The organism is Kibdelosporangium phytohabitans, from assembly GCF_001302585.1.
GTDB lineage: Bacteria > Actinomycetota > Actinomycetes > Mycobacteriales > Pseudonocardiaceae > Kibdelosporangium > Kibdelosporangium phytohabitans.
In genome coordinates this window covers 2926586-2947940 of the sequence record NZ_CP012752.1, presented here as the reverse complement: position 1 = coordinate 2947940, position 21355 = coordinate 2926586, and the positions used below count along the sequence as shown (strand labels likewise).

15 protein-coding genes, 1 pseudogene and 2 riboswitches are annotated in these 21355 nt (G+C 67.6%); of the genes and pseudogenes, 6 read left to right on the top strand and 10 right to left on the bottom strand.

Annotated features, from left to right (window positions below; genetic code table 11):
• Window positions 1-857 precede the first annotated feature (857 nt).
• Complete coding sequence (locus AOZ06_RS13750) at window positions 858-2246, bottom strand: class II 3-deoxy-7-phosphoheptulonate synthase (protein WP_054289743.1); 1389 nt, start codon at window positions 2244-2246, stop codon at window positions 858-860.
• 222 nt (window positions 2247-2468) lie between these two features.
• On the opposite strand from AOZ06_RS13750, the pseudogene AOZ06_RS62030 reads away from it, so the two are divergent.
• Together AOZ06_RS62030 and AOZ06_RS59840 are read left to right on the top strand one after the other, a co-directional pair.
• A pseudogene (locus AOZ06_RS62030) lies at window positions 2469-2897 on the top strand (exonuclease domain-containing protein); the annotation flags it as partial.
• A gap of 222 nt (window positions 2898-3119) precedes the next feature.
• Window positions 3120-3710 (top strand): BRCT domain-containing protein, encoded by a 591-nt coding sequence (locus AOZ06_RS59840; protein ID WP_054289741.1) that lies wholly within the window; start codon window positions 3120-3122, stop codon window positions 3708-3710.
• Window positions 3711-3769: 59 nt separating this feature from the next.
• On the opposite strand, the gene metH is transcribed toward AOZ06_RS59840, so the two are convergent.
• Window positions 3770-7372 carry a methionine synthase gene (metH, locus tag AOZ06_RS13735; RefSeq protein ID WP_054289740.1) on the bottom strand — a complete coding sequence of 1201 codons (3603 nt, stop codon included), beginning with the start codon at window positions 7370-7372 and terminating at the stop codon, window positions 3770-3772.
• Between the two features lie 14 nt (window positions 7373-7386).
• Window positions 7387-7468: riboswitch (S-adenosyl-L-homocysteine riboswitch) on the bottom strand.
• A 62-nt stretch (window positions 7469-7530) separates the two neighbouring features.
• Here metH and AOZ06_RS13730 point away from each other — a divergent pair.
• Window positions 7531-8490 carry a DUF1152 domain-containing protein gene (locus AOZ06_RS13730; protein WP_054289739.1) on the top strand — a complete coding sequence of 320 codons (960 nt, stop codon included), beginning with the start codon at window positions 7531-7533 and terminating at the stop codon, window positions 8488-8490.
• 52 nt (window positions 8491-8542) lie between these two features.
• Complete coding sequence (locus AOZ06_RS13725; protein WP_169798915.1) at window positions 8543-9826, top strand: ankyrin repeat domain-containing protein; 1284 nt, start codon at window positions 8543-8545, stop codon at window positions 9824-9826.
• A 10-nt stretch (window positions 9827-9836) separates the two neighbouring features.
• Here the strand turns inward: AOZ06_RS13725 and AOZ06_RS13720 are convergent, their stop codons facing one another.
• Together AOZ06_RS13720 and AOZ06_RS13715 are read right to left on the bottom strand one after the other, a co-directional pair.
• A complete protein-coding gene (locus tag AOZ06_RS13720; RefSeq protein WP_236952205.1) occupies window positions 9837-10406 on the bottom strand; it encodes an NAD(P)-dependent oxidoreductase in 570 nt (189 codons plus the stop codon).
• A complete protein-coding gene (locus AOZ06_RS13715) occupies window positions 10384-11307 on the bottom strand; it encodes an EamA family transporter (protein WP_054289737.1) in 924 nt (307 codons plus the stop codon). The genes AOZ06_RS13720 and AOZ06_RS13715 overlap by 23 nt, the downstream gene beginning before the upstream one ends.
• Before the next feature lie 78 nt (window positions 11308-11385).
• Here AOZ06_RS13715 and AOZ06_RS13710 point away from each other — a divergent pair, with 78 nt between their 5' ends.
• The gene (locus AOZ06_RS13710) at window positions 11386-11883 is read left to right on the top strand and encodes a MarR family winged helix-turn-helix transcriptional regulator (RefSeq protein WP_054289736.1); all 498 of its coding nucleotides are present in this window, start codon (window positions 11386-11388) and stop codon (window positions 11881-11883) included.
• A 32-nt stretch (window positions 11884-11915) separates the two neighbouring features.
• Here the strand turns inward: AOZ06_RS13710 and AOZ06_RS13705 are convergent, their stop codons facing one another.
• The 3 genes from AOZ06_RS13705 to AOZ06_RS13695 all read right to left on the bottom strand — a co-directional run bounded on the left by AOZ06_RS13705 (window position 11916) and on the right by AOZ06_RS13695 (window position 18652).
• Complete coding sequence (locus AOZ06_RS13705; protein WP_063810033.1) at window positions 11916-13679, bottom strand: Calx-beta domain-containing protein; 1764 nt, start codon at window positions 13677-13679, stop codon at window positions 11916-11918.
• A gap of 450 nt (window positions 13680-14129) precedes the next feature.
• Window positions 14130-15200 (bottom strand): ribonucleotide-diphosphate reductase subunit beta, encoded by a 1071-nt coding sequence (locus AOZ06_RS13700; protein ID WP_054289734.1) that lies wholly within the window; start codon window positions 15198-15200, stop codon window positions 14130-14132.
• Entirely contained in the window at window positions 15182-18652 is a 3471-nt protein-coding gene (locus AOZ06_RS13695) for a ribonucleoside-diphosphate reductase subunit alpha (RefSeq protein WP_054289733.1), read from the bottom strand. Before AOZ06_RS13695 ends, AOZ06_RS13700 begins: the two co-directional genes overlap by 19 nt.
• Before the next feature lie 109 nt (window positions 18653-18761).
• Window positions 18762-18949, bottom strand: a riboswitch (cobalamin riboswitch).
• 174 nt (window positions 18950-19123) lie between these two features.
• Between AOZ06_RS13695 and AOZ06_RS13690 the strand changes: the two genes are divergently transcribed.
• The gene (locus AOZ06_RS13690; RefSeq protein WP_054289732.1) at window positions 19124-19807 is read left to right on the top strand and encodes a group II truncated hemoglobin; all 684 of its coding nucleotides are present in this window, start codon (window positions 19124-19126) and stop codon (window positions 19805-19807) included.
• Here AOZ06_RS13690 and AOZ06_RS13685 read toward each other — a convergent pair.
• From AOZ06_RS13685 to AOZ06_RS13675, 3 genes are read right to left on the bottom strand one after another with little or no spacing between them, the layout of a single operon-like run.
• Window positions 19804-20394, bottom strand: coding sequence for a pentapeptide repeat-containing protein (locus AOZ06_RS13685; RefSeq protein ID WP_054289731.1), 591 nt, complete (start codon window positions 20392-20394; stop codon window positions 19804-19806). The genes AOZ06_RS13690 and AOZ06_RS13685 overlap by 4 nt on opposite strands.
• Complete coding sequence (locus AOZ06_RS13680; protein ID WP_054289730.1) at window positions 20391-21128, bottom strand: aminoglycoside phosphotransferase family protein; 738 nt, start codon at window positions 21126-21128, stop codon at window positions 20391-20393. Before AOZ06_RS13680 ends, AOZ06_RS13685 begins: the two co-directional genes overlap by 4 nt.
• Window positions 21125-21355, bottom strand: coding sequence for a helix-turn-helix domain-containing protein (locus tag AOZ06_RS13675; protein WP_054289729.1), 231 nt, complete (start codon window positions 21353-21355; stop codon window positions 21125-21127). The genes AOZ06_RS13680 and AOZ06_RS13675 overlap by 4 nt, the downstream gene beginning before the upstream one ends.

The following is a 21355-nucleotide window of genomic DNA, read 5'->3' as shown; positions in this document are numbered from 1 at the left end:
CACAGTCCCAGGTAGAACGACGCCCAACCCACAAGGGCTCGCGCGCCCAACGCTAAGGATTAGCAGCCCGCGCCAAGCGCAGGCAGTTCGCGGCGCACGCCCAAAGCCCCGAGAGCACCCCACGCATCAGCGGCGAATTCACGACCCGCACACCACCGCAAGCAAAGAGTTCGCAGCTCACGAGCCCGCACCAAGTCCCCAACAAGCGCCCGAGCGCAGCGGGTTCGCAGCGAGCGCGCCAGCGCAGAGGTCGCCTTCGGGGTGCTCCTGCCCGTCGGTCTGGGCGAAGCCAGCCACGGGCTGTCACGAGGTCCGCCAACGCGAAGCAACACCATGCGAAAGCCAGACGGAGCTCTTGATAGTCCGTGGTTCCCTCCGGCAGGCCGACGGGCAGGAGCACCCACGCCCCAAAAAACACACCAAGAGCTCAACTTCGAAGAGGGCAAAGACCGACCACAGCCTCCTGCCCAGAGGTCAGCCCCGGCGAGGGAAGGCTTGTTCCGTGCAAACACACTGCGCCTCGACTAAAACCCGCACCCCGAGTACAGCAAGCCACAACCCCACCGGGAAGTAAAACTTCCACCTGTAAACAGTCCCCCACCCAACCCGGGGGGCGTCCCTGCTCCAGTCTAGCGGGGTGAAGCCTGGTCAAAGAGGTTACCGACCAGTTGTGGACAACCCGATTTACCCAACGGACCACGCACGCGACACCCATGCGCGACGGACTACCAGGAACAAGACTGCGAACACCGGATCCGCCCTTGTCCGATCCGGAAAACCGAGTCGGAAGAAACTGATCGTGGCAAAACAAGGATGCCCCCGGACACAGCGCCGAGGGCATCGTTCGTGTCCACGTGTCAGGAGCGGAGCATCTCCGCGACAAGGAACGCCAGTTCCAGCGACTGCTGCGTGTTCAGGCGCGGGTCGCAGGCCGTCTCGTAGCGGCCGGACAGGTCCGTGTCGGAGATGTCCTGCGCGCCGCCGAGGCATTCGGTGACGTCTTCACCCGTCAGTTCGACGTGGATGCCGCCCGGATGGGTGCCGAGCCTGCGGTGCACTTCGAAGAAGCCCTGGACCTCGTCCACGATCCGGTCGAAGTGCCGGGTCTTGTAGCCGGTCGACGACTCGTGGGTGTTGCCGTGCATCGGGTCGCACTGCCAGATCACCTTGTGACCCGAGGCTTCGACTTTCTCCACGATGTTGGGCAGCGCGTCGCGGACCTTGTGGTTGCCCATCCGGCTGATCAGGGTCAGCCTGCCCGGCTTGTTGTGCGGGTCGAGGCGTTCGACGTACTCCACCGCCAGTTCTGGCGTGGTGGTCGGGCCGATCTTCAGGCCGATCGGGTTGGACAGCAGCTCCGCGAACGCCAGGTGCGCACCGTCCATCTGCCTGGTCCGGTCGCCGATCCACAGGAAGTGCGAGGACAGGTCGTACAGCTTCGGCTCGTCGCTGGAGTTGTCCATGCGCAGCAGGGCGCGCTCGTAGTCCAGCAGGAGCGCTTCGTGGCTGGCGAAGATCTCGGTGTGGTCCAGCGAGTAGTCGTGCACGCCGCAGGCCTGCATGAAGCGCAGGCCGCGGTCGATCTCGCCGGCCAGTGCCTCGTAGCGCTCGCCTGCCGGGGAGGTGCGGACGAAGTCCTTGTTCCAGTCGTGCACCATCGCCAGGCCTGCCATGCCCGCGCCGGTGAGGGCACGCAGCAGGTTCATCGCCGCGCCAGCGTTGGCGTAGGCGCGGATCATCCGCGACGGGTCCGGCACGCGTGCCTCGGGCGTCGCGACCAGCGAGTTGACGATGTCGCCCCGGTAGACGGGCAGGCCGAGTGCGTCGGTGGGGTTGGACCGCGGCTTGGCGTACTGGCCGGCGATCCGGCCGACCTTGACCACGGGCAGGCTCGCGCCGTACGTCAGCACCACGGCCATCTGCAGCAGCGTGCGGATGTTGCCGCGGATGTGGGGCTCGGTGTTGTCCGCGAACGTCTCGGCGCAGTCACCGCCTTGCAGCAGAAACGCCTGGCCGTTGGCGACCTCGGCGAGCCGCTGGTGCAAGCGGTCGATCTCGGCGGGCACGGTGATCGGGGGCACGGACTCCAGCAGCGTGCGGACCTTGCGCACGTTCTCCTGGTCCGGCCACTCCGGCTGCTGCGCGGCCGGCTTGGCCAGGGCTTCGTCGAGCGCCTTGCGCAGGTGCGGCGGCAGCGGGGGCAGTTCGGGAAGCGTGTCCACAGGCACGTCCACGGTCCAGTTCACACCCCTAGCCTAAGAGGTCCGCGAGTGAGTTTTACCGTCAGGCACGATCGGACCTCAATCTCCTCACTTCCAGGCCCCGCAGGGGTTGGACGGACCAACCGCCACCCTGGGCCCGGTCACCGTCGAATTGTCACGGTGAAGCCACTTTCATAACGAAAAGAACGCAGCGGATAACGTGCCTCAGGCGAGCGCCGACAGCGTCGAACGGTAGGACCGACAACCGTGGGAGACGCTGTGGTCGATGGCTATGCCGTTGTGGATGTCGAAACAACTGGACTGCATCCCGGATGGCATCATCGAATAGTCGAGGTCGCTGTCGTCCGGCTCGACAACAATGGTCAGTTCATCGACGAGTGGTGCACGCTCGTCAATCCCGAAAGGGACCTGGGGCCACAACACATCCATGGAATCACCGCGGCGGAGGCACGCCTGTCGCCGCGTTTCGCCGAGATCGCGGACGACCTCGGGCATCGGCTGGCAGGACGACTGCTTGTCGGCCACAACGTGTCCTTCGACCTGCGGTTCCTCGCTGCCGAGTTCGGTGGGCGGGCGCCGCTGGACGCCACGGCTGGGCTCTGCACCATGCGCTTGTCGGACCAATACCTGACAACAGTGGGACGTTCTCTGGCCATGTGTTGCCAGGCCGCCGGCGTGGTGCTGGACAACGCCCATTCCGCATTGCACGACGCCAGGGCGACGGCCGAGCTTTTCGGTCGTCTGTCGCGAATGGCGGGCGAGCCGCAACCGTGGCTCCGGCAGTGGCAGGAAGTGGCTGCTCGGAGGTGGCCCGCATTACCGGAACCCACTGGTAAACAAGTGCGCCGCGGCACGCCGTCCGACCGTGGGCATTTTCTCGCTCGACTGGTTGACTGGTTGCCGAAGATTTCCCATCCGGCGAGAGCGGACGAGTACCTGGCGGTTCTGGACAGGGCCCTGCTCGATCGCCACCTGTCCGCCACCGAGCAGGACGAGCTGGTGCGGACCGCACAGGACGTCGGGCTCACCCGGGGTGACACCACGGACCTGCACCAGCGGTACCTCACGGCCCTGGCTGTGCGCGCATGGGCGGATGAGGTCGTGACCGACGTCGAACTGGCCGACCTCCGCCTGGTGACGGGCCTGCTCGGACTGCCGGACAGTGCAGTGGACACCGCCGTGTCGACCGCCCGCCAGCTGGTGAAGCTGGGTAACCGCGCACGTGACGAGTTCCAGCTGCGGCACGGTGACTCAGTCGTGTTCACGGGACAGATGCGGTTGTCTCGTGAGGAGTGGACCGAGCGCGCACAGCGAGCGGGCCTCGGCGTGCACAGAACCGTAACCAAGACCACACGGCTCGTCGTCGCCGCGGACCCGGATTCCCTGTCCGGCAAGGCGAAGAAGGCACACACCCACCGCATCCCGATCATCACCGAGGACGCGTTCGAGTCGTTCATCGGCCGCCTGCCGACGTCGGCCACCGGCTAGCGGGCACCTGGTCGTGGAAGCCGTGCCCGGCTCGGCGACGGCTTCCACGACCAGTTCGGTCACTCCGGTTCGTAGCCGAGGTTCGGCCGCAGCCAGCGTTCCACCACGTCCACGCCGACACCCTGGCGGCGGGCGTAGTCCTCGACCTGGTCACGGCCGAGCCTGCCGACGGTGAAGTAGCGGGCACCCTCGTTGGCGAAGATCAGTCCGCTGACCGCCGCCGCCGGGGTCATCGCGTACGACTCGGTCAGCGCCATCCCGATCTTCTCGGCGTCGAGCAGGTCGAACAGCTGCTTCTTCTGGCTGTGGTCCGGGCTGGCCGGGTAGCCGAGCGCGGGCCGGATGCCCCTGAAGCGCTCCGCGTGCAGGTCTTCCAGCTTCGGCTCGGCGTCCGGCTCGAACCAGGCACGCCTGGCCTCGAGGTGGATGTACTCCGCGAACGCCTCCGCCAGCCGGTCGGCCAGCGCCTTGACCATGATGGAGCGGTAGTCGTCGTTGCGTTCCTCGTACCGCGCGGCCAGGTCCTCCGCGCCGTGGATCGCCACGGCGAACCCACCGAGGTGGTCGCCTTCCGGCGCGATGTAGTCGGCCAGGCAGCGGTTCGGCCGCCCCTCGGGCTTCTGCGTCTGCTGGCGCAGCATCGGCAGCCGCAGCTTGCCGTCCAGCACGATGTCGTCGCCTTCGGAGTGCGCCTGCCAGAACGCGTACGCGCCCTGTGCGTGGAACGAGCCGTCGGCGATGATCTGGTCGAGCAGCGCGTTGCCGTCGTCGAACAGCTCCCGCGCCACCGGCTGGTCGAGGATCGCCGGGTACTTGCCCTTCAGTTCCCAAGCCAGGAAGAAGAACTGCCAGTCGATCATCTCGCGCAGCGTGGTCAGGTCCGGTTCGACGTACCGCACGCCGGTGAAGTCCGGCGCCGGCAGTCCCTCGAACGAGACCTTCTCCCGGTTGGCCCGCGCCTGCTCGACGGTCAGCAGCGGGCGGCGTTCCTTGGCCTCGTGCTGTTCACGCAGCCGTGCCTGGTCGACGCGGTTGGCCTCGTCGAGCGCGAGCGCCCTGTCCTCGTCCAGCAGTTCCGACACGACACCGACCACACGGGACGCGTCAAGCACGTGCACGATCGACCCCTCGTACGCGGGCGCGATCCGGACCGCGGTGTGCTGGCGTGAGGTCGTCGCGCCGCCGATCAGCAGCGGCAGTTTCATGCCGCGCCGCTGCATCTCGGACGCCACGCTGACCATCTCGTCCAGTGACGGGGTGATCAGGCCGGAAAGCCCGATGGCGTCGGCACCTTCGGCGATCGCCGTGTCCAGAATGGTCGCCGCGGGCACCATCACGCCGAGGTCGATCACCTCGTAGTTGTTGCAGCCCAGCACGACGCCGACGATGTTCTTGCCGATGTCGTGCACGTCGCCCTTGACCGTGGCCAGGACGACCTTCCCGTTGCCGCTCCTGGTGTCGATCACGCCTTCGGCGCGCAGCCGCTCCTTCTCCTCCTCCATGTACGGCTCGAGGTAGGCGACCGAGCGCTTCATCACGCGCGCGCTCTTGACCACCTGCGGCAGGAACATCTTGCCGGAGCCGAACAGGTCGCCGACGATCTTCATGCCGTCCATCAGCGGACCTTCGATGACGTCGAGCGGGCGGGCGGCGTCCTGCCGCGCCTCCTCGGTGTCGGCTTCGATGAAGTCCACGATCCCGTGCACCAGCGCGTGTTCCAGGCGTTTGCGGACCGGCGCCTCACGCCAGGACAGGTCGACCACGCGCTTGGTCCCCGTGCCGCTGACCGTCTCGGCGAACGCCACGAGCCGGTCGGTGGCGTCCTCGCGGCGGTCGAACAGCACGTCCTCGACCAGTTCCAGCAGGTCGGCCGGGATGTCCTGGTAGACGGCGAGCTGACCGGCGTTGACGATGCCCATGTCCAGCCCGGCCTGCACGGCGTAGTACAGGAAGGCCGAGTGCATCGCTTCACGCACGACGTTGTTGCCGCGGAAGGAGAACGACAGGTTCGAGATGCCGCCGCTGATGCGCACGCCCGGACAGCGCTGCTTGATCAGCGGCAGCGCGTCGATGAACGCTTTGGCGTAGCCGTTGTGCTCGGCGATACCGGTCGCGACGGCGAGCACGTTCGGGTCGAAGATGATGTCCTCGGCCGGGAACCCGGCTTTCTGGGTGAGCAGGTCGTACGCCCGGGCGCAGATGTCGACCTTGCGCTCGGTGGTGTCGGCCTGGCCCTGCTCGTCGAACGCCATCACCACGACGCCCGCGCCGTAGCTGCGGATCTTGCGGGCGTGCTCGAGGAACTGCTCCTCACCCTCCTTGAGGCTGATGGAGTTGACGACTCCCTTGCCCTGCACGCACTTCAGCCCGGCTTCCAGCACCGTCCAGCGGGAGCTGTCGATCATCACCGGGATGCGGGCGACCTCGGGCTCGGTCGCGATCAGGTTCAGGAACGTGGTCATCGCCCGCTCGCTGTCGAGCAGGTCGGCGTCCATGTTGACGTCGAGCAGGTTGGCGCCGCCGCGCACCTGGTCGAGTGCGACGTCGACGGCGGCCTGGTGGTCGTCGGCCTCGATCAGGCGCCGGAACTTCGCCGAGCCGGTGACGTTGGTGCGTTCACCGATCATCACGAACCCGGTGTCCTTGCCGATCTCGAACGGCTCGAGCCCGCTGAACCGGGTCTTCGCGCCGACGCCGGGCACCTGGCGCGGCCGCAGGCCTTCGACGGCCTGCGCGACCTTCTTGATGTGCGCCGGTGTCGTGCCGCAGCAGCCGCCGACGACGTTGACCATGCCCTGCTCGGCGAACTCCTTGAGCAGCTGGCCGGTTTCCTCCGGCGTCTGGTCGTAGCCGCCGAACGCGTTGGGCAGGCCCGCGTTGGGGTGGCTGGCCGTGTACGTGCCCGCGAGCCTGGACAGGTCGGCCACGTGCGGGCGCATCTCGGCGGCGCCGAGCGAGCAGTTGACGCCGACGATCAGCGGGTCGGCGTGCTCGATGGAGCTGAAGAACGCCTCGACGGTCTGGCCGGACAGCGTGCGCCCGGACAGGTCGACGATGGTGACCGAGATCCACAACGGCAGGTGCGGCGCGACGTCCTTGGCCGCGGCCACGGCGGCCTTGACGTTCAGCGTGTCGAAGATCGTCTCGATCAGCAGCAGGTCGACGCCGCCTTCGGCCAGGCCCTTGATCTGCTCGGCGTAGGATTCGTAGACCTGGTCGAACGTGACCGCGCGGTACGCCGGGTCCTCGACTTTCGGCGACAGCGACAGGGTGACGTTGAGCGGGCCGATCGAGCCGGCGACGAACTTGCCACCCGCCTCGTCCGCGGCCTGACGGGCGATCTGCGCGCCGCGGACGTTCATCTCGTGGACCATCGACTGCAGCGCGTAGTCGGCCTGGCCGATGCTGGTCGCGGTGAACGTGTTGGTGGTCGTGATGTCCGCGCCCGCCGCCAGGTACTGGCGGTGCACGTCCAGGATCACGTCGGGGCGGGTCAGGTTGAGCAGGTCCGGGTCGCCCGTGACGTCTTTGACGTGGTCGTCCGCGATGAGGTCCGCGCGGTAGTCGGCGGGCTCGAGGCCCGCGCCCTGGAGCATCGTCCCCCACGCTCCGTCGAGGACCACGACCCGCTCAGCGAGAAGGTCCTGCAGGGACTTACCCATGTTCGCCTCCCACCATTTGGGAGGCGCCCTTCTCGTCGTTCACGCCAGGCCGAGCGTGGCGGACCGGTCCGGTCCGTTGCAGCGCCTCTCGGCCTAGGCCTTGTAGGTTACCGGGAAAGCGCAAGCCTCGCACATGTCCCTCCAGCTAGCCTCGAGTCGTGTTCTCGTTGTCCGAACCACCGTTGTTCACGCGCCTTGCGGGTGCCGAACGGATCCTGATCGCCGGAGCCGGTGGCGGTTTCGATGTCTACGCCGGGATTCCGCTGGCACTGGCGTTGCGTGCCGCCGGAAAGGACGTTCACCTCGCCAATCTGTCCTTCACCAATCTAACGACGCTCGACATCGGCTCGTGGCTGCGACCGGGCGTCGCCGCGATCACTCCGTCAACTGGTGGGGTGAAAGGCAGTTACTTCCCGGAACGCGCACTCGCGACCTGGCTGGCTGCTGAAAGACTGCCGTCGACGGTGTACGCGTTCCCCCGGGTGGGGGTCAAACCGCTGCGGCTGGCGTACCGCTCGCTGCTCTCACACCTTGGGATCGACGCCGTCGTGCTGATCGACGGTGGTACGGACATCCTGATGCGCGGCGACGAGGCCGGGCTCGGCACGCCGGAAGAAGACATGACCAGTCTGGCGGCGCTCGCCGGGATCGACGACGTGGTACGGCTGGTGGCGTGCATCGGCTTCGGGGTCGACACGTACCACGGCGTGTGTCACTCGTTGGTGTTGGAGAACCTCGCCGCACTGACCCGGACCGGCGCCTACCTGGGGGCTTTCTCCATCCCGCCGGAGTCGCCCGAGGCGCGGGCCTACCTGCGGGCGGTCGAGCACGCGACGGCGGCGATGCCACGGCGGCCCAGCATCGTCAACGGCCAGATCGCCGCGTCGCTGCGCGGCGAGTTCGGCAACAGCCAGTTCACCGACCGGACCGCGGACAGCGAACTGTTCGTCAACCCGCTGATGTCGATGTACTTCACGCTCGACCTGCCCGGTCTCGCGGCGGGTGTCGGCTATTTGCCCCGATTGGCGGAGTCGGTCCACCTGGCCGAGGTCGCGATGGCCATCCGGGAACACCGCGAGCACCTCGAACGACGGACCTGGCGGGCTTTCCCGCACTGACTGCAACACCCGACTAGGCACCGCTGGACGGTTGATCGACCCGGGACCTAACGTGACAGCTGTGGACCTGCACAGCGCCGTAGTGAGCGGCGATGCTGATGCGGTCCGTGCGCTGCTCGCGACCGGTGCGGTGCTGTCGGTGACCGATGACGACGGGCACACGCCGCTGGAGATCGCCGACGACCCCGACATCGCGCGGCTGTTGATCTCCGCCGGCGCGCCGGTCCGGGCGAGCGGTGACACCTCCCCGCTGCACCGGGCCGCCGAACTCGGCTGGACCGACGTGGCCGAGATGCTGCTGGAACGCGGCGCCGACCCGGGCTGCCGGGATCGGTACGGCGACCTGCCGCAGGACCTGTTACCCAACGGCCCGTCGGAGCTCAGGGAGCGGATGGCGCGCAGGCTCCGCTACCACGGCCGGTCGGCGCGGCTGGGGCTCGACGAGGTGGAACACGGCCCGCAGCAGGCCGTGGCGATCCGGCCGCACCGCGCCGAGGCGTTGACCACCATGTACCGGGGCACTGTCCTCGTCCGGTGGGAGCTCGAGCCGCGGATCAAACCGGTGGAGATCCTGCGGGTCGGTTCCCGCACCGACTTACGCGGCCCGGTCGGGTCGTTCACGGGTCCGCTGGTCGCGTTCGCCGGGGAGAAGGCCGTGCAGGTGCGGCAGTGGGCGGCGGTCCGGCTGGCGTTCGAGTTACCCGACGTCGGGTCGGGCAGCCTGGCGATGTCGCCGGACGGCGACCGGCTCGCGATCGGCAGCAACCAGCGACTGCGGGTCGTCGACACCCAGTCGGGCGCCCCGCTCGCCGGTGACCACGACCTCGACCACACCGACTGGGAAGGCCTCGGCGACGCCCGTGTCACACCCGAGTTCTCGCCGGACGGCGGGAAGCTGGCGGTCGGCAACTCGATGCGGGGCAGCTGGTGGCTCACAGTCCTGGACATCGGCAAGGACGGGAGGCTGCGGCACCGCTACGACCGCCGCGACCCGCAGCCGTGGAGTTCCGAGGTGTCCGGCACGCTCCGCTTCTCCCCCAACGGCGAGTACATCGCCATGTGGGTTCATCCGACGGGTGTCGTCGCGACCCGTGCCGCGACCGGCGAAGCCGCGTGGAAGCACGAGATCGAGTCCCGCGCCGGCACGCTGTGCTACACCGGCGACGGGCGGACGCTCGCTGTCGGCACCGGCGCCGGTGTGTCCTGGTTGGACGCTCACAGCGGCAGGCCGCGTGGCCGCGAGACGACGTTCGGCGCGGTGAACGACCTGGCGTTCGCCGACCACTGCGGCATGCTCGCGGCCACCAGCACCGGATTGCACCGGCTGCTGGGCTAGCAGCCAGCAGCTAGTACCCGACGGTGAACCTGGTCTGCCTGTGCCGTGGCCGTTCGGCCTCGTCGACCAGCGCGATCGCGAAGTCCTCCATCGAGATCGCCGACCGGCCGTCGGCACCGACCAGCAGGTCGTCCCGGCCGAGCCGGTATCTCCCGGTCCGCGTACCGGGTTCGAACTCGTTGGCCGGGCTGATGTACGCCCAGTCCACTGTGGTCTCGGCGCGGCACACGCCGAACTGCTCGCCGGAGGCCCGCGCGATGGGCAGCCACGACGGTGGGAACTCCGGCGAGTCGATGACCAGTCCGCCGCCTGGCGCGACGAGGCTGCCGGAGCCGCCGATGACCAGCAGCCGCACGCCCGGTGCGATCCCGGCGAGGACGGCCTTCATCACGATCGCCGCGTCCTGTTCGCTGCCGACCGCGGGACGGGTCGCGAGGACGGCGACGTCCTGCCCTTCGGTCAGCCGGGCGACGTCATCGGGATTCGCGGCGTCACCGGCGACAGCCGGTAAGTCCGGGTAACCGGCCGGGTCGCGGACCACCGCAGTGACGTCGTGGTCACGGGACAAGGCTTCGGTCACGACTCGGCGCCCGGCGTTTCCGCCCGCTCCGAACACTGTCATCCGCATCGGGTTTCCCTTTCGTCTGGGCGGCGATCAACGACGCCAGCACGATCGCCGCGCCGACGAGCTGAGCCGCACTGAGGTTCTGGTCGAGTGCCAGCCAGCCGACGAGGGTGGCGACCACCGGGCTGAGCAGGCTGAGGAAGGTGACGTTCACGGCGGTCAGCGCCCGGATCCCGCGGAACCACAGTGCGTAGGCCACGGCGGCGCCGATGATCGAGAGGTACGCGTACCCCAGCAGGTTCTCGCCGGTGACCGTTGCGGGAAGGCCCTCGAAGACCAGCGTGACCGGGAGCAGCAGCAGGCCACCGGCGACGAGCTGCCATCCGGTGATCGCGAGCAGCGGCGCGGACGAGACCCACCGCTTGCTCAGGACAACGCCTGTCCCCATCACGAAAGCCCCGGCGAGCGCGGCGCCGACGCCGAGCGCGTCCAGTTGCGCGTTGGCGCGCAACACCAGCAGGGCCACACCGAACACACCGGCGACCCCAGCCAGCGCCTTGCGAACGGTCAGGCGGTCGTTGAGCACGGCCGCGGACAGGCCTACGACGATGAGCGGCTGGATGGCGCCGACCGTGGCGGCGACACCGCCGGGCAGCCGGTAGGCGGCGAGGAACAGCAGCGGGAAGAAGGCACCGATGTTCAGGGTGCCCAGCACGAGGGCCCGCCACCACCAGTCGCCGGCGGGCAGGCGGCGGGTGACGGCGACGAGCAGGAGCCCGGCGGGCAACGCCCGCAGCAGCCCGGCGAGCAGCGGCCGGTCGGGCGGCAGCAGTTCCGTGGTGACGTAGTAGGTGGTCCCCCAGATCATGGGCGCCAGCGCGGTCACCAGGACGAGACCGATCCGATTGCTTAGCACTAAGACAATGTATCTCAGCGCTAAAGTATCTGTCCATGACTTAGCTCACTGCTAAGACATCTCGGCTACCATGGTGTCATGCCCGACCACGTCGACATGGTGCTCGAACAGTGGCAGGACCGCCGTCCCGACCTCGACGTCGCCCCGATGGCCGTGCTCGGGCGCCTCAAGCGGCTCAACCGGCTGGTCAGCGCCGAACTCGACAAGACGTTCGCCCGGCACGGCCTCGACTCGCCGTCGTTCGACGTCCTGGCGACGCTGCGCCGCTCGCAGCCGCCGCACCAGCTGTGCCCGAACGACCTGATCAAGGCGTCCATGGTGACGTCCGGCGCGATCACCCAGCGCCTGGACCGGCTGGAGGCACGCGGCCTGGTCCGGCGCACGCGCAGCGAGAAGGACGGCCGCAGCGTCGTCGTCTCGCTCACCGACGACGGCTGGGACCTGATCGAGAAGGCGTTGCCGGAGCACCTGGAGACCGAGCACCGCCTGCTGGCCGTACTGACGGCGAAACAGCACGACGCGTTGGCGGACACGCTCCGGGACCTGCTGGAATCACTGGGCGACAATAAGGAGTGACGCGGGCCGGACGGCCCGCGTCACCCGTCACCTCACTTCACGCACCCGGCACGCGACTCACCGATCACCAGATCGGTCAGCACGGTGTCCAGAGTGACCGCGCGCCGCGTCACCGAGTCCGCTGTTGTCGTGGTGCTGTTGAGCTTCAACTTCCCGGCAGGCAACGGGATCGTGACCGGGCCGGAGCCGACCTCGACCTCGGACCCGTTGATCCGCACCGAGCCGACCCTGGAACCGGCGGACGGTTTGCCCGTACCGCAGGCGGCCGTGGCGTGGGATTCGATCGCGCCGATCTCGACGACCTGCCCGAGCACGGTGATCTTCACCGAGCCCACCGAGGTCGACGAGGCGCCCTTGCCGGTCTTCGCGGACACGGCGGAGACCTGGACGGCCACCGGGCCCGCACCGAGCTTCTTGGCCGCGACGCTGCTGCTGTCCGTGTCACAGCCGTGTTTGCCGGAGCCTGCCGCGACGACGTCCTTGTCGAGGAGCCTGATCGCACTGGCACCGCAGGAGCCGCCGTTGTGCTCCTTGATCGTGACCTTCGCCGTCGCGATCACAGTGCCGCCCTGCGTGAACTCCACGCCGAACGTCTCCTTGCCCTCCTCGTAGTCCCTGTCGGGCAGAATCTGCAACTGGATCTGTTTGGCGAGCTGCCCCGGCGTGAACGTCAGGTCGCCCTCGGCCGCCTTGTAGTCGCTGCCCGCGGTCGCCGTGCCGTCGACTGTCTTGTAGTGCACGGTGATCGGGGTAGTGCTCGCCTTGTCCAGTTTCACGGGCATCTTCACGGTCTTGCCTTCGTACGTGAGGACGTCGTGGACCACGACGCCCGGCACCCGGACCGTGATCGTCTGCACGAGGTCGTGCTGCGCGCCGTTGACGAGGAACTTCGCCTTGCAGTGGTACGTGCCGGGTTTCGCGCCTTCCTTGACACCGATGGTCTCGGTGAACTCGACCGCCTGTCCACTCGGGACTGCCTTGCTCGCGGGACTGAGCGACGTCGTCAGCTGCGGCGCGCAGTCCACCTGCTGGTGTGTCACGGTGGCGTCGAGATTCTCGAGGCCGTCGAGGATGGCTTGGGCGACCGCGCCGGGCGAGGTGCCGGGCATCATCACGCCGCCGGTTTGCGACGTGATCGCGCTCGCCTGGCCGAGGCTGTCGAGGCCGCCGCCGTCAGTGCCCGCGATCGGCACGGCGATGACCCGGATGTCCTTGGCCTTCAACGCCGCGATGGCTTGGCCCATGGTGTGCCCGAGGCTCGGGTCCTCGGAGTGCGAGTCGCCGAACCACGCCACGATCCGGCTGCTGTCCGGCCGGAACGCGATCGCGCCCGACGCGACCTGGTACAGGGCGTTGACGAAGTCGGACGCCGGGATGCCGCCGCCCTCCGCCTGGCCGACCCATTCCTGGGTGGCCGCGTGCACGGCTCCGACGCTGCCGGTCAGCGACTGGTTCACGCTGAACGCCAGCGCGCCGTCGTTGTGGTGCTTGTACTGCGCCACCGCGAACTGCGCGGTCGGCTGGGTGTCCATGACCTGACCGGCGATCGCCTCGGCGTTGGCCGCGACGCCCGCCAGCACGTCGATCATGCTGCCGGTGGTGTCACCGAGCAGCACGATGTCGGGGTTCGGTGGGATGATCGGGGTGGTGACCTTCTTGGTCAGTGTGGCGCTGCCGCCGGGGCCGAGGGTGAGATCCACCGACGGCGGGTCGACCTTGGCCGGCGCGGCGTACGTCGGCAGACCGGCGAGCAGCACGGCTGACGCCACCATCAGCGCCAGCTTTCTCCTGGGCATGGCACCTCCTTCGATGCTCAGCCAGATGAGCGTCGTCGGCGGTGCCCCCTGGGACAAGGCATCGGCCAGCCCTGTGCTCGGCCGCACGGGGAGTCTGCCCTTTGGGGCGGTTCGGGACCGGGAAACACGTCATCGGGTGGTCCAATTGGACCACCCGATGACGTGGCCGAGCCGGAAGCTCAGCGAGCGGAACTGTCAGACCCCTGTGCTTGAATCAAGATCAGGGGCTCCCCTGGTGGCGGGGATTGGCGGGGATCCCGTTGCTGTTCGGCCAAGCCCGGGCGGTTCGGCCAAGCCCCGCAGCCAAGCCCCGCCCCCCAGCCAAGCCACGGTCCCGGCAGTCCGGCCACGGCCCCTGCACCCCGCCCCGGCCCCGGCAGTCCGGCCAAGGCGTGGAAGCCGGGTGGGCGAACCCGGTTTCGCAGCCAGGCCGACGGCAGGCGCGGCTTCCTAGTCCCAGTCGAGGCTGGATCCCGAGGCGTACTCGGTCACCCTGGTCTCGAAGAAGTTCTTCTCCTTCTTCAGGTCCATCGCTTCCGACATCCACGGGAACGGGTTCTCGGTCGGCCCGAACACCGGCCCGAGGCCCAGCTGCGCGCAGCGGCGGTTGGTGATGAAGTGCATGTACTGCTCACACAGCCCGGAGTTCAGGCCGAGCAGGCCGTTGGGCATGGTGTCGCGGCCGTAGGCCACTTCCAGCTCGCAGGCCTCGCCGAGCATCGTGCGGATCTCCGCCTGGAACTCCTCGGTCCACAGGTGCGGGTTCTCGATCTTGATCTGGTTGATCGAGTCGATGCCGAAGTTCAGGTGGATCGACTCGTCACGCAGGATGTACTGGTACTGCTCGGCGATGCCGACCATCTTGTTGCGGCGCCCCAGCGACAGGATCTGCGCGAACCCGGTGTAGAACCACATGCCTTCGAAGACCACGTAGAACGCCACCAGGTCGCGCAGGAACGCCTGGTCGTTCTCGGGCGTTCCGGTCTGGAAGGTCGGGTCCTCCAAGTGCTGGGTGTAGTCCAGCGCCCACGCGGCCTTGTCGGTGATCGACGGGACCTCGCGGTACATGTTGAACAACTCGCCCTCGTCCAGGCCGAGCGATTCGCAGATGTACTCGAAGGTGTGCGTGTGCACGGCCTCTTCGAACGCCTGGCGCAGCAGGTACTGGCGGCACTCCGGGTTGGTCAGGTGCCGGTACACCGCGAGCACGATGTTGTTGGCGACCAACGACTCAGAGGTGGCGAAGAAGCCAAGGTTGCGCTTGATCGCGAACCGCTCGTCCTCGGTCAGGCCGTCCGGCGAACGCCACAACGCGATGTCGGCCTGCATCGAGACCTCGGTCGGCATCCAGTGGTTGGCGCACCCGGCGAGGTACTTGTCCCACGCCCACTGGTACTTCAGTGGCAGCAGCTGGTTCACGTCGGCACGGGCGTTGATCATCGCCTTGTCGTCGACGTGCACGCGGGCCGCGCCGCGTTCGATCAGCGGCTCGTTGGTGACGGTCACTGGCAGGCCTCGCATTCGGGGTCGGTGATCGAGCAGGCGACCGGCTCGACGGGGGCGACGTTCTGCACGGCGACGGCGTTGAGCTTGCCGTCGGTGCCCTGCAGGGTGCTTTTCTCCACGTGGGTCGCGCTCTGCGAACGCAGGTAGTAGGTGGTCTTGAGGCCCTTGTGCCAGGCCAGGCGGTAGAGCATGTCCAGCTTGCGGCCGCTCGGCGCCGAGATGTACAGGTTGAGCGACTGCGCCTGGTCGATCCACTTCTGGCGCCGCGACGCCGCCTCGATCAGCCAGTCGGACTCGATCTCGAACGCCGTGGCGTACAGCGCCTTCAGGTCGATCGGGATCCGCGCGACCGGGCCGAGCACGCCGTCGTGCACCTTGAGGTCCGCGACCATCCGCGCGTCCCACAGACCGCGCTCCTTGAGGTCCTTGACCAGCGCGGCGTTCACCACCGTGAAGTCGCCGGACATGTTGGACTTGACGAACAGGTTGCGGTACAGCGGTTCGATCGACTGGCCGACCCCGACGATGTTGGAGATCGTCGCGGTCGGCGCGATCGCCATGATGTTGGAGTTGCGCACACCGCCGCGGACCAGGTCCCTGACCGGCGCCCAGTCCAAAGTGGAGCTCGTGTCGACGTCGACGTGGTCGCCGAGGTGTGCCACCGAGTCGATCGGCAGGATCCCCTTGCTCCACAGCGAGCCGTCGAAGGACTCGTAGCTGCCGCGCTCACGCGCCAGCTCGGCCGAAGCGGTGATCGCGTAGTAGCTGATCTCCTCCATGCTGCGGTCGGCGAACACCACCGCGTCCGCCGACGCCAGCGGCATCCGCAGCGTGAACAGCGAGTCGGCGAAGCCCATCATGCCGAGGCCGATCGGGCGGTGCCGCAGGTTGGACCGCTCGGCCTCGGGAATGGTGTAGAAGTTGATGTCGATCACGTTGTCCAACATGCGGACGGCCGTCTTCACGGTCCGCTCCAGCCGCGCGTGGTCGATGCCCTGCGGCGTCACGTGGTTGGCGAGGTTGACCGAGCCGAGGTTGCACACGGCGACCTCGTCGGCGCTGGTGTTCAGCGTGATCTCGGTGCACAGGTTGGACGAATGCACGACACCGGCGTGCTGCTGCGGCGAACGCAGGTTGCACGGGTCCTTGAACGTGATCCACGGATGGCCGGTCTCGAACAGCATGGTCAGCATCCGCCGCCACAGGTCAAGCGCCCTGACCTTGCGGTGCACGCGGAGCTCACCGCGCTGCGCGGCCTCTTCGTAGGCGCGGTACCGCTTGGCGAAGTCATCGCCGTAGGTGTCGTGCAGGTCCGGGACCTCGTCCGGGGAGAACAGCGTCCAGTGGCCGTCGGCCTCCACGCGGCGCATGAACTCGTCCGGCACCCAGTTGGCCGTGTTCATGTCGTGCGTGCGACGCCGGTCGTCACCGGTGTTCTTGCGCAGGTCGAGGAATTCCTCGACGTCGATGTGCCACGTCTCCAGGTACGCGCAGGCCGCGCCCTTTCGTTTTCCGCCGTTGTGAACAAGCCCCGCCGCAGTCATGTAGGACTCGTCGGTGTCCACCTTGAGGTCGAAAACAAGGGGGACAACCTCGGTTTCACGCACCTCGCGAACCCGGGAGTAGACCATCCCGCCGTGTTCGATCCAGTTGTGTTTGGCCAGCGGCCTGCACCCGACGAGTTCGGCGATGCCCTGGACTGCGGGGACGCGGATGTCGAAGGCCTTGACGACTCCGGTGGACGAGATCGTCGAACCATCAGATCGCGTACCCGGGTGGCCCTGCTCCCGTTCCCGGTACTGCCCTGCCGACGGGATTCCCAGCCGCAGCAACTGGTAGCGGACATCGGCGGCCAGCGGCCGGGACGTCGTGGTGAAGTAGATCTCGACGCCGCGGGACACACCGCCGTCGGTCTCCAGCAGGCCACGCAGCAGCATCCGGGTGTGCGTGTGCGGCAAGTGCGCGAACCTACGGGAAACGCGCTTCTTGTGGTCCTCGTCGTACAGATCGTCGTAGGTGATCGGTAGCGTCGGGTCGCCCGCGCCGGTGATCTGGCCGGTCGCCGGGTCCCGCCGTACGCCGCGACCGAACGCCCAGTGGATCTGCAGGTACGTGTCGTCCCTGCTGTTCTCCCAGAAGTGGATTCCGCGAGTCGTCAGATAGGTCCGAACGAACTCCAGGTGTGTGTCCAGCTCAGGGTTGCCGGAGACACCCCACTGCTGGTCGTCCTTGGACAGGTGACCGTCGCCGAGCAGGATGCCGTAGAGCCGCGCGTCGTCCTCGGTGAATCCCTCGACCGGAACGATCTCCTTGGGCACCACCTGGGCGACGTAGTCGCCCTTCTCCAGATTGCCCGCGTCCACCCACTCCGGTTCGACCTTGCCGTTGGCCAGCCACTTGAGCGTCCGGGCGTTGTCCTGCCCCAGCGGAACGCCCCTGATCGCGTGGAACGGGTGCCCCGCGGTGACCTTCAGTGTGTCGGCCGAGTGCTTGACGTTCACCTCGACCATCGGGTCAACCTGGTCATAGGCCATCACCTCGGTCACTTCGCGGTAGACGCCGCTCACGCCGAGAACCATGTCGCCGATCTGGATCGCCTGGATCTGCTTGGCCCCGTCAGCCGTGTAGACCAGGGTTTCCGGTGCGAAACACTGGTTCACCGCGACCGTGGTGTCATTCGCGATTTTCAGGAACGGCACGACGCCCTGGGACTGGCCGTTGGTGCCCTTGATGTGCGCGCCCATGCCACGCACCGGGGTCCAGTCGTTGCCCAGGCCGCCGGAGTACTTGGCCAGCAGGGCGTTGTTGCGGTATCCCTGGAAGATGCCGTTCAGGTCATCGTCCACTGTGGTCAGGAAGCAGGACGAGAGCTGCGGGCGGGTCGTGCCGGAGTTGAACAGGGTCGGCGTCGAGCACATGAAGTCGAAGCTGGACAGCAGCTCGTAGAACTGGATCGCCCTGGCTTCCCTGTCGTCCTCCCTGACCGACAGGCCCATGGCCACGCGCATGAAGAACGCCTGCGGCAGCTCGTAACGCACGCCGTGCTCGTGCAGCAGGTAACGGTCGTAGAGCGTCTGCAGGCCGATGAACCCGAAGGCCAGGTCCCGCTCCGGTTTGATCGCCGCGGCGATCCGGTCGAGGTCGAACGTGGCCAGTTCCGGGTCGATCCGGTCGAGCTCGATGCCCTTGCGGATGTACTCGTGGAAGTACTTCTCCTCGGTCACCGCGCCGTGGACCTCGCGCTTGAGCTTGTCCAGCAACAACCTCGCGCACACGAACGAGTAGTTCGGCTCGGTCTCCACGAACGTGCGCGCCGACATGATCAGCGCGTCGTCCAGTTCCCGTTCGGTGATCCCGTCGTAGACGTTGCGCGCCACCTCGGCGATCACCAGCTCGGCAGCCACATCGGGCAAACCCGCGCACGCGTCCAGGACGCGGTTCTCAAACCCCACAGCTGTTGCGGTCACAGCCCCTCCTCGTAAGCCCGGCTGACCGAAGGCGCACAGGAAAACAAGCACGGCAAGACGAAGTCACCGTGCCGGCCTTCCCGCGAGGCTCCGGACACGCGTGCGCCGGCCGGCGCACGCGTCGGCGACAGGTCTTCGGACTCGCGGGCACCCGGGCGTCAACCCGGACCTACTGGCCGTCGCTTCCCAGGCTCGCGCCCAGTGCTTCAATGACGGCGGTCGTTCCCGCTCACCGCTGCGGGGCAGTCCCGGACTCGCACCGGGTTCCCTTGTCGCATCGACGACGCAGACCCTACATGTAGTGCCAGCGCCGGAAACACACCCCCAGATGTACCGGCGTGTCGCAGGTCGATCTTCGCTCCGACCAGCGGGATGACCCGACCGGGTGATCTTCGCACACGGCGTGATGACCGGTGTCCGACTCACCGGGACACCCTTGAGCGGCGCTCGCCGGAGTGGTCGACTGCACCCGTGATTGTCGAGTACGCGCATTACCTCGTCCCTGCCGAGCGGACCGAGGACTTCGAGAAAGCATGCCGGGCCGCCGCCAGTGCGCTGTCCGCGTCGCCGCATTGCCGCACATATGACTTGTCGCGCAACGAGAACCAGTACACATTACGGATCGTCTGGTCGACGCCGCAGGACGTCCCGCAGCTGGCGGATTTCCAGGCGACGGAGAAACGACTGGAGAAACCCCTCGACCTCGCGCCGACGCTGTACGAATGGGCAGGCGGCGCCGAGGCGTTCGAGAAGCTGTTCACCGCGTTCTACGCGAATGTGGCGCAAGACCCTGTGCTGGCACCGGTTTTCGCGCACATGGACCCGAATCACCCGAAGCACGTCGCAGCCTGGCTCGGGGAGATCTTCGGCGGCCCGGAGATCTATTCCGAACGGCACGGCGGGCACCAGCACATGGTTTCCCGGCACCTCGGCCGTGCGCTCACCGAAACCCACCGCAGGCGCTGGGTGAACCTGTTGATCGACACCGCCGACGAGGTCGGTCTGCCGTCCGAGGCGGAATTCCGGTCCGCGTTCGTCGGATACCTGGAATGGGGTACGCGGATGGCCGTGATGTTCTCCAGCCCCGGTGTGGATCCCACTGTCCCCGAACCCATGCCCACCTGGGGCTGGGGTGAGGTGCGGCCCTGGTTCTAGCGGATGCTGAAACCCAGTGACCGCGCGATCGTCATCGCCTGTTCGGCACCGATGATCGCGCCTTTCAGCTCGGCGTCGAACGGGTTGAGCGACGACAGGTCGCTGCCGCGCAGATCGGCGCCGGCCAGCCGGATCCGGTCCAGCTGCGCGGAAGCCATGTCCACGTTGAGGAATTCGGCTTTCTCGCAGCCGGCCGCGGTCAGGTCCGTTTCCCGCATCCGCACGTCGCGGAACACGCAGTCGCGCAGATCCGCACCGGACAGCACTACGAACGACCAGTCGCCGCCGCGGACCCGCATCGGCCGCATGACGCATTCGGCGAACGTGCTGCCGACCAGTTTGCACCCGTCGAACTCGGTGTCGAAAAGGTTGCAGCGCTTGAAAACGCAGTTCACGAACGCGGCGCTGGAGTGCTTCGACGCGTTGAACTTGACGTTGCCGAACGTGCATTCCTCGAAGGTGCTGCCGGTGTTGACGACCTCGGTCATGTCCACTTCGTGGAAGGAACAGTTCCTGTACGCGCGGCCGTCGAACTCCTCGCCGTACCAGTCCTCGTCGGTGAACTTCTCGTCCTCGATCGCCGTCATGGGGGCGAATCTACCCAGTGCAACACCTGGCGCCACGCGACGATCCGGTCGACGTCCAGACTGGCGGCGTCCGCCAGTTCCCGCACGCGATCCGGCGCGGCCATCGCGTAGTCGATCGTGTCGAACGCGCGGTCCCCCGCACACGCCTTCGGGTCGATCACCATCAGCCCACGCGGGCCGGCGAGGATGTTGTTGAAGTGCAGATCCCCGTGCAGCAGAACGACATCGTCCTGGGTCGCGACGAGCTCGTCCCGCAGTTGCCGCGCGGATCCGATGTCCACGCCGCGGTTCTCCACGCGGACGAAGAACTCCTCCAGTGCCGTGCGGATGTCCCGTTCGGCGATCGCGGGATCACCGACCGCGTGCAGATCCGCCATCAACGCGGCGAATTCCGCCGGCGGCGGCGCCTCGGTCACGAACGTGCCCGGCTCGATGATCTCCATCACCATCGCGCCGTCCTCGTGCTGGAACACCTTGGGCACGCGGCCGCTCGGCTCGTACATCCGCAGGACCCGCACCTGTTCGGCGAGGAAGTCCACCTGCGGTGACAGTTTCAGGACGACGTCATCGCACCGGACAGCCACCGACGAGTTGCCCGTCGGGTACGGCTCGCCCACCTTCAGGCCCCAGCGCTCGGCCAGCTCCGTGATCCGGGCGGGCAACGCGTCCATCCACGCGTGTGCCTCGGGGCCGAACCGCCGTGCCATCCGGGCGCGCGCTGGATCGAGATTCATCCGACGAGCTTGTCCAGCGGGAGGTCCACGGCCTTGGCGATCGCGACGACCGTGAAGAACGCGGGCGTGGGGATCCGGCCGTGTTCGATCTTGCGCAGGGTCTCCACCGAGATGCCTGCCGCCGCGGCGATCTCGACCGTGGTCCGGCCCGCCCGCGCGGCGCGCAGCGTTTCACCGAGCCGGACCCCGCGTTCGCGGTCCTCGGGAGTCAGCGGTGGTCGAACCAT